Origin of the sequence: Microcoleus pseudofavosus SVA1_A4, from assembly GCF_036700565.1 — a bacterium.
Taxonomy (GTDB): domain Bacteria; phylum Cyanobacteriota; class Cyanobacteriia; order Cyanobacteriales; family Microcoleaceae; genus Microcoleus.
Genome location: NZ_JAUBPE010000014.1, coordinates 1 through 5,985, shown reverse-complemented (window position 1 = coordinate 5,985; position 5,985 = coordinate 1). Strand labels below are relative to the sequence as shown.

Below are 5,985 nucleotides of genomic sequence, written 5' to 3'. Positions count from 1 at the left end.
GCGATCGCACATACAAGGGTTCCGCCTCCGCGTAGCGTCCCATTGACTCGTACAGCGCTGCCAGATTGTTCAAACTCGTTGCCGTATCGGGATGGTCGGCTCCGAGCTGTTGTTCCCTGATTGAGAGAGATCGCACATACAAAGGTTCTGCCGACTGGTAGCGTCCCATTGACTTGTATAGCAATGCCAGATTGTTCAAACTCGTTGCCGTATCCGGATGGTCGGCTCCGAGCTGTTGCTCCCTGATCGAGAGCGAGCGTACATACAAGGGTTCCGCCTCCTCGTAGCGTCCCATTGACTCGTACAGCCCTGCCAGATTGTTCAAACTCGTTGCCGTATCGGGATGGTCGGCTCCGAGCTGCTGCTCCATGATCGAGAGCGATCGCACATACAAGGGTTCCGCCTCCTCGTAGCGTCCCATTGCATAATACAGCGCTGCCAGATTGTTCAAACTCGTTGCCGTATCGGGATGGTTGGCTCCGAGCTGTTGTTCCCCGATCGAGAGCGAGCGCTCATACAACTCTTCCGCTTCCCGGTAGCGTCTCGTTGACTCATACAGCACTGCTAGATTGTTCAAACTCGTTGCCGTATCGGGATGGTCTACGACTTTTTTTGCTAGTTCCTTAGCAAACTTCTGAAAGGTTGGGAAAACCCGCACCAAAAAATTCTCTGTATCCAACTCCGCCTCATAGGAAATTCCCACAAACGGAGGAATGTATGAGATCACGCCCTTGAGCTTCACCGCTGCTGTCGATCCCGGTTGGTTAAGTCTGTCTCGAATTTCCTGCAAAAGCTGAAGTACCTCATCAGGATACTGCCGTTGGACTTCCATTTGCCCAACTTCTTCGACAATTTCGGCAACAATAATCTCAGCTTCCGGTTCGGCAATTTCCACTGTTTTCGCTTCTTTGGCGATCACCTGCCAATACTCCTGTTCGTACTCCCTAATCTGCTTGCGTAGCTCTCGAATTCGCAGCCGGGTTTGTGCGTGTTCTTCGATCGGTGAAAGATTCAGAGTGCGCTCCATTCCTCCTACCTGCTCTCGGAGTATGTCGAGGTTATTTTCAATTTGACGTAGGGGATTGATTTGCATCTGTAAGACTCCGGTAGATGGTGGCTGGATTTCAATATACCCAATCTCTTCGGGCATTTTTTCTCCCGCTGTTTGTTGGGCAATAACCTGCTTATACTCTGCTTCGGATTCCCGGCTCTTCGGCTTAATTTTTTTCCGCATCTTCTTCAGATCCTTATATGATTAATTTGATGCTTCATTCTTGAATATCAGTAATTTCTAGATTATCTTCTCTATATTCTTGTAAAATTAATGCAAAAATCTGGAGATTTGAAATTGAATTTATGTCACATTTTAATGTGATTATAGTCTTACTTGTCTGACTTAGTTTGTCTACAACATTTACTTTGCGGACAAGCATTTTTATTCGTGCTTCCTCTTCAATATCAGAGCTAGTGTTAACCTGTTTGTCTATCGATTCATAATTTATTATGCTCTTTTGTGTTATTTTTGCAATCTCTTCCCACTTTAATTTTAGTGCCTCACATATTGTTTTGAAGGAATCAAGCTGAATAGGAACTTGATTGAAAAAGTTGCTCGCTGTACTGCGGGATAAGTTTTGAGACTTGGCAAAATTACTTTTTGAGTCAAATCCTAGCCTGATTAAAGCTTTTTCTGCTGTTTCTAGACCTTTTTCAGATGCAACAAGAGTAAGTTTTTTCTTTTTTCTGCATGGGCTAGAGTCTGGCATTTATTACCTCAATTTCATAAAAATAATTCTTAGCGCAGTCATATCTAAAGCATAAGGCAATCATAGCAAAGTCAAAAAAGAACAACAAGACAATCATTGCCTAGTCAAGGTTTCAAGGATTTGGGTTGACAATAAAAATATGAAATCTACAGGTTCTCCGAAATCATGAATAACAAGCTAATCACCAACCCTCACTCCCCACTAGAAATGATTATTGTCAAAGAGCGCTTGCGCCAATCGCGTTATAGCTTTAACGCAGCTTTAGCAGCAACCGTACTCTCTACCTGCATTAGCCTTGTCGGTGCAGCACTCCTATTATCAGGAAAAGTTCCTGAAGGCGCTGTCACCACATCTAGCGGCATGGCTGTAAGTGTGGGTTGCTTGAAACTTGCCAAGGATGCAAACGATCGCCTTGACAGAATAACAAAAGAATTAATAGATGACACCAGGGAAACAGCCGAGATGCGATCAGAAAACGAACCGCGAAGACGCGAAGGCCGCGAAGGAAGAGAAAGAAAGTGCGATCGCACTTAATTTTCCAGAATTTCCACTAAATCCTCGATCGCAATATCAAACGCACGGGCCATCTTATCCAAAGCTGTGTAGTCAACGGTAGCCATGCCTGGAGAATTGGCATAGGTAATGATCGTGGTATATGGAATACCTGTTCTTTTGGAGACTTCTGTCAGATTCCAACCCTTCTCTTGAGCAAATTCTCGAACTCGCAGCCTAATTCGTCCCATTCCCTCTTGACAACACTCGAGTATTCGAGTTTAATATAAAACATAAATAAGCGATCGCCCTCCGACCTGAGAAATCAAGGGCGAACGCCTTTCCTTTACCACCCACAAAAGTGGGCAGAACATATCTATGATACCAAAACAACCGACATATCGCGATCGACTTCAACCTTGGCATCTAATTCGCCACCTCCCTAACTGTCAGCGGTTAACAGTCGCCCGTTTCGCCCGCCGCCCCGATGCCGAATCTTACTTGAACGCGCTGCGCCGTTTAATGCCCGCAGTCCCGCATACAATTGTGTTCGTAAATGCGGTGTCCGTGTTGGATGAAAACAGCGTACCAATTCCAACACAATTGCCGATCGAAGTTTAATTGTTTAAAAGTACGCGCGTGCGGAGCTATCCCGTAGGGAATCGCCCTTCCACAAATAGGAATTATTCTATTTTACCGGAAGTGCGATCGGCCCTAAATTCCCCAAAAAAATGTTGCTAAACTATAAATAGACTTAAGTCAAGGAGTCACATCAATGCCATCTCCCTTTCCCGGTATGGACCCGTATTTAGAACATCCCGAACTCTGGCCTGGGATGCATAACTTGCTGATTAGTGAAATTTTCAGGTTTTTATCTCCCCAACTGCGTCCTAAGTATTTAGTGTCGCTGGAAGTGAGAATCTATGAAACTGCTGACGATGATTTATCAGTCATTGGCATTCCCGACGTAACTGTAATGCAGCCACAAACTGCAACAGAAACAACAGCATCAAACGTAGCAGTTGCAGCACCGCCTACACAACCATTCACAGTAACTCTTCCCATACCTTACACGCTTCGAGAAGCTTATTTAGAAATTAGAGAAAGGGGGGAAAAAGAATTGATAACAGTTATTGAAATTCTCTCGCCTACGAATAAGCGAACTGGCAAAGGGCGACAAATGTACGAAGAAAAGCGAGAAGAAATTTTAGGTAGTCGCACTCATTTAATAGAAATAGATTTATTGCGGCGCGGTCAAAAAATGCCAATTCTTGAAAATAATATTGATAGTCACTATAGCGTTTTGGTGTGTCGGGGAAATCGCCGTCCCAGAGCAGATTTGTACGCTTTTAACGTGCAAAATGCGATGCCTGCCTTTCCTCTGCCACTGCGATCGGGCGATACCGAACCTGTCATAAACTTACAGGAATTATTCACTCAAATTTACGACATAGCAAGTTATGACCTCAAGATAGATTATCGCAACTGGGAAGTCATACCACCGCTGTCAGAGGCCGATACAATTTGGGCAGATGCTTGGTTGCGCGATCGGGGATTGCGAGATTAATTTGCTATCAAGCTGGCACGCTGCTACCTTATCTTGAAGCTCTTCACCTTCCAATGCTTCATGGCTACTGACTCACACGATCAATCCCGATCAGATTGTGAGAATAGAAGCCGTAAATCCCGATAACCGCTGACGACTCGCAAAACTTCAATACCTTCCTCAATAGCACGATAGAAAATTAGGTAATCATCGATCGGGAAACTTCGCACCTTGGGAGCCAGCTCACCCCGCTTCCGTCCCATACGGGGAAAGCTTGCCAACCTCTTGCACCGATCGTTAATTCTATTGAGCAAGTGTTCCGCAGCATCAAAACTGCTGTTATCAGCCACATAGTCAATGATAGCTTCGATATCTCGACTGGCGGGAACTGTGAATCGGCAAACATGGCTCATTGACCTACCTGAGCTTGCTGCTGGCGTAGTTTCTCCCGCAACCTTTGAAACATCACATCAGCATCCATGACATCTCCTCGATCCGCCGCATCAATTCCGATCTGCACTTCTTGCTGGAGTTCCTTAAACCGCCCTTTATAGATATGCTCCCACTCATCCGCATCCAAAAACTCGATGAACGCTAATACTTCTTGTTGCTTTTCAGGTGGCAAGATCCGCACCTTATCGATGATGGTTTGTTCAACGGTCATTTTTTTGCTCCTAGGGACTCTTTGACTTCTACAGCTATTTTACGTCCGCTACTTAACAGCTAAACATCGGGATTTTGCATCAACCGCTGCTTCAAACGCGCCGGATCTCCCCGATCGACCACTTGGCCCTTCTCCAACAAAAAAGCCCCATCGCAGTAATTCAACTCATCCAAACGGTGAGTTACCCACAAAGCCGTAATTCCGCGATTTTTCACCAACCGCTGCACCGCCGCCACCAAATCCAACTGAGAATCAGGATCTAACAAAGCCGTCGGTTCATCCAACAGCAGAATTTCGCAGTGACGGGCGATCGCCCCAGCAAGGGCAATTCGCTGCTTCTGGCCCCCACTCAAAGCATAAATCGGCCGCCGCTGCAAATCCAGCAAATTCACAGCCTCCAAAGCCTCCGCCACCCTCGCCCGAACCTGAAGGTTAGAAAGCTTTTCCTCCACCAAACCAAAAGCCACATCCGCACCCACCGTCGGCATCACCAATTGGTGATCCGGATTTTGGAACACAAAACCCACCCGCCCAGCCAGGTCAATTTCGCCCGACTGGGGGTGCAGCAGCCCAGCCATCAGCCTCAGCAGCGTAGATTTGCCGCTACCGTTAGTACCCAAGAGCATCCAAAACTCGCCCTTGGGTACATCGAGAGAGCAACCTTGCAAAACTCGATCGCCCGACGGCCAGCTAAAACCCAAATCCCGCACAGCAACGGCTGACTGGCTCATATCGGCACCAACACCCCCAGCCGTCATTCTGCTGCCGACATCGAGACAAAACCCGGGGATCTGCCTGTAGATGATGCCCCCGATTTTTGAGAAACCACCACCCCAGAAATCTCGCTGCTGAGCACAGCCACCTTTTTCTCAGGATTTTTCTCGCACGTGAGTTCCAAAATTTGCGGTTGGGAGTTGCCAATCGCCTCTAAAACCTGCTGGTAAACAGTCTCAGCGTCCTCCTGCAACTTCCGCTGCACCGACAGCGACACGGGCGTGTTCTTCACAATGATGTCAATGCTGAACATATAGTCTTAAAAACCTAAATCTGGAACTCTATCCTCAGTATATATATAGGACTTACCCAAGGAAACCCAGTTTCTTAGAAAAATAAGAGGTTGAGGGCGATATATCTACGAAGCCACCGGGCTTCTGACGCAAAGCGCAGAGAGTCTCATATAGTAGAAATTCCCAAATGCACGGCAAGGACTTCGGGGACTTCGATGGCTTCGGGGACTTCGGGGACTTCGGACAAGTCAAGAGCCGAAAGTTTTTTAAGAAAAACTTGCTCTTGTAAAGAATTACCTCTATAATCGTCAATACGGTAAAGAAAAGTAAACTCTGTTCATAATCCAACTTGTTTTCTGCTAAGCAGAGGCAACGGTTGGAGACTAATGACTAGAGACAGATCCGCTGTAATTATATCCATTTGGAGATTTGCGTAAATGACAATCGCAGTCGGACGCGCCCAGACCGAAAGAGGCATCTTTGATGTACTCGACGACTGGCTCAAACGCGATC

General features: G+C 46.5%; 10 protein-coding genes. 3 read left to right on the top strand and 7 right to left on the bottom strand.

All coding sequences use genetic code 11. The features are described 5' to 3' along the window. Together QUA02_RS08475 and QUA02_RS08470 are read right to left on the bottom strand one after the other, a co-directional pair. The coding region (locus QUA02_RS08475) for a tetratricopeptide repeat protein (protein ID WP_333026679.1) at positions 1-1,234 on the bottom strand (1,234 nt) is incomplete at its 3' end. Positions 1,235-1,268: 34 nt separating this feature from the next. Continuing rightward, complete coding sequence (locus tag QUA02_RS08470) at positions 1,269-1,763, bottom strand: hypothetical protein (RefSeq protein ID WP_333026677.1); 495 nt, start codon at positions 1,761-1,763, stop codon at positions 1,269-1,271. Positions 1,764-1,928: 165 nt separating this feature from the next. Between QUA02_RS08470 and QUA02_RS08465 the strand changes: the two genes are divergently transcribed. Continuing rightward, the gene (locus QUA02_RS08465) at positions 1,929-2,297 is read left to right on the top strand and encodes a TRADD-N-associated membrane domain-containing protein (RefSeq protein ID WP_333026676.1); all 369 of its coding nucleotides are present in this window, start codon (positions 1,929-1,931) and stop codon (positions 2,295-2,297) included. Here QUA02_RS08465 and QUA02_RS08460 read toward each other — a convergent pair. Beyond that, positions 2,294-2,506 carry a helix-turn-helix domain-containing protein gene (locus QUA02_RS08460; protein WP_332975514.1) on the bottom strand — a complete coding sequence of 71 codons (213 nt, stop codon included), beginning with the start codon at positions 2,504-2,506 and terminating at the stop codon, positions 2,294-2,296. The genes QUA02_RS08465 and QUA02_RS08460 overlap by 4 nt on opposite strands. Positions 2,507-2,633: 127 nt before the next feature. On the opposite strand from QUA02_RS08460, the gene QUA02_RS08455 reads away from it, so the two are divergent. Next, entirely contained in the window at positions 2,634-2,876 is a 243-nt protein-coding gene (locus QUA02_RS08455) for a hypothetical protein (RefSeq protein WP_333026674.1), read from the top strand. Between the two features lie 154 nt (positions 2,877-3,030). Beyond that, on the top strand, positions 3,031-3,822 hold the full coding sequence (locus QUA02_RS08450) for a DUF4058 family protein (protein ID WP_333026672.1): 792 nt from the start codon (positions 3,031-3,033) through the stop codon (positions 3,820-3,822). A gap of 80 nt (positions 3,823-3,902) precedes the next feature. Here QUA02_RS08450 and QUA02_RS08445 read toward each other — a convergent pair whose 3' ends face one another. From QUA02_RS08445 to QUA02_RS08430, 4 genes are read right to left on the bottom strand one after another with little or no spacing between them, the layout of a single operon-like run. Then, positions 3,903-4,214, bottom strand: coding sequence for a type II toxin-antitoxin system RelE/ParE family toxin (locus QUA02_RS08445; RefSeq protein ID WP_333026670.1), 312 nt, complete (start codon positions 4,212-4,214; stop codon positions 3,903-3,905). After that, on the bottom strand, positions 4,211-4,465 hold the full coding sequence (locus tag QUA02_RS08440) for a hypothetical protein (protein WP_333026669.1): 255 nt from the start codon (positions 4,463-4,465) through the stop codon (positions 4,211-4,213). The genes QUA02_RS08445 and QUA02_RS08440 overlap by 4 nt, the downstream gene beginning before the upstream one ends. A gap of 59 nt (positions 4,466-4,524) precedes the next feature. Then, complete coding sequence (locus tag QUA02_RS08435; protein WP_333111816.1) at positions 4,525-5,223, bottom strand: energy-coupling factor ABC transporter ATP-binding protein; 699 nt, start codon at positions 5,221-5,223, stop codon at positions 4,525-4,527. Then, positions 5,220-5,492: a UPF0367 protein family gene (locus tag QUA02_RS08430; RefSeq protein WP_333026667.1), complete on the bottom strand. Its 273-nt coding sequence runs from the start codon at positions 5,490-5,492 to the stop codon at positions 5,220-5,222. The genes QUA02_RS08435 and QUA02_RS08430 overlap by 4 nt, the downstream gene beginning before the upstream one ends. Between the last annotated feature and the right edge of the window lie 493 nt (positions 5,493-5,985).

Bases quoted from the DNA above. Each gene is read 5' to 3' on its own strand.
- QUA02_RS08470 (WP_333026677.1), bottom strand. From the start codon at position 1,763: ATGCCAGACTCTAGCCCATGCAGAAAAAAGAAAAAACTTACTCTTGTT.
- QUA02_RS08465 (WP_333026676.1), top strand. From the start codon at position 1,929: ATGAATAACAAGCTAATCACCAACCCTCACTCCCCACTAGAAATGATT.
- QUA02_RS08460 (WP_332975514.1), bottom strand. From the start codon at position 2,506: ATGGGACGAATTAGGCTGCGAGTTCGAGAATTTGCTCAAGAGAAGGGT.
- QUA02_RS08455 (WP_333026674.1), top strand. From the start codon at position 2,634: ATGATACCAAAACAACCGACATATCGCGATCGACTTCAACCTTGGCAT.
- QUA02_RS08450 (WP_333026672.1), top strand. From the start codon at position 3,031: ATGCCATCTCCCTTTCCCGGTATGGACCCGTATTTAGAACATCCCGAA.
- QUA02_RS08445 (WP_333026670.1), bottom strand. From the start codon at position 4,214: ATGAGCCATGTTTGCCGATTCACAGTTCCCGCCAGTCGAGATATCGAA.
- QUA02_RS08440 (WP_333026669.1), bottom strand. From the start codon at position 4,465: ATGACCGTTGAACAAACCATCATCGATAAGGTGCGGATCTTGCCACCT.
- QUA02_RS08435 (WP_333111816.1), bottom strand. From the start codon at position 5,223: ATGACGGCTGGGGGTGTTGGTGCCGATATGAGCCAGTCAGCCGTTGCT.
- QUA02_RS08430 (WP_333026667.1), bottom strand. From the start codon at position 5,492: ATGTTCAGCATTGACATCATTGTGAAGAACACGCCCGTGTCGCTGTCG.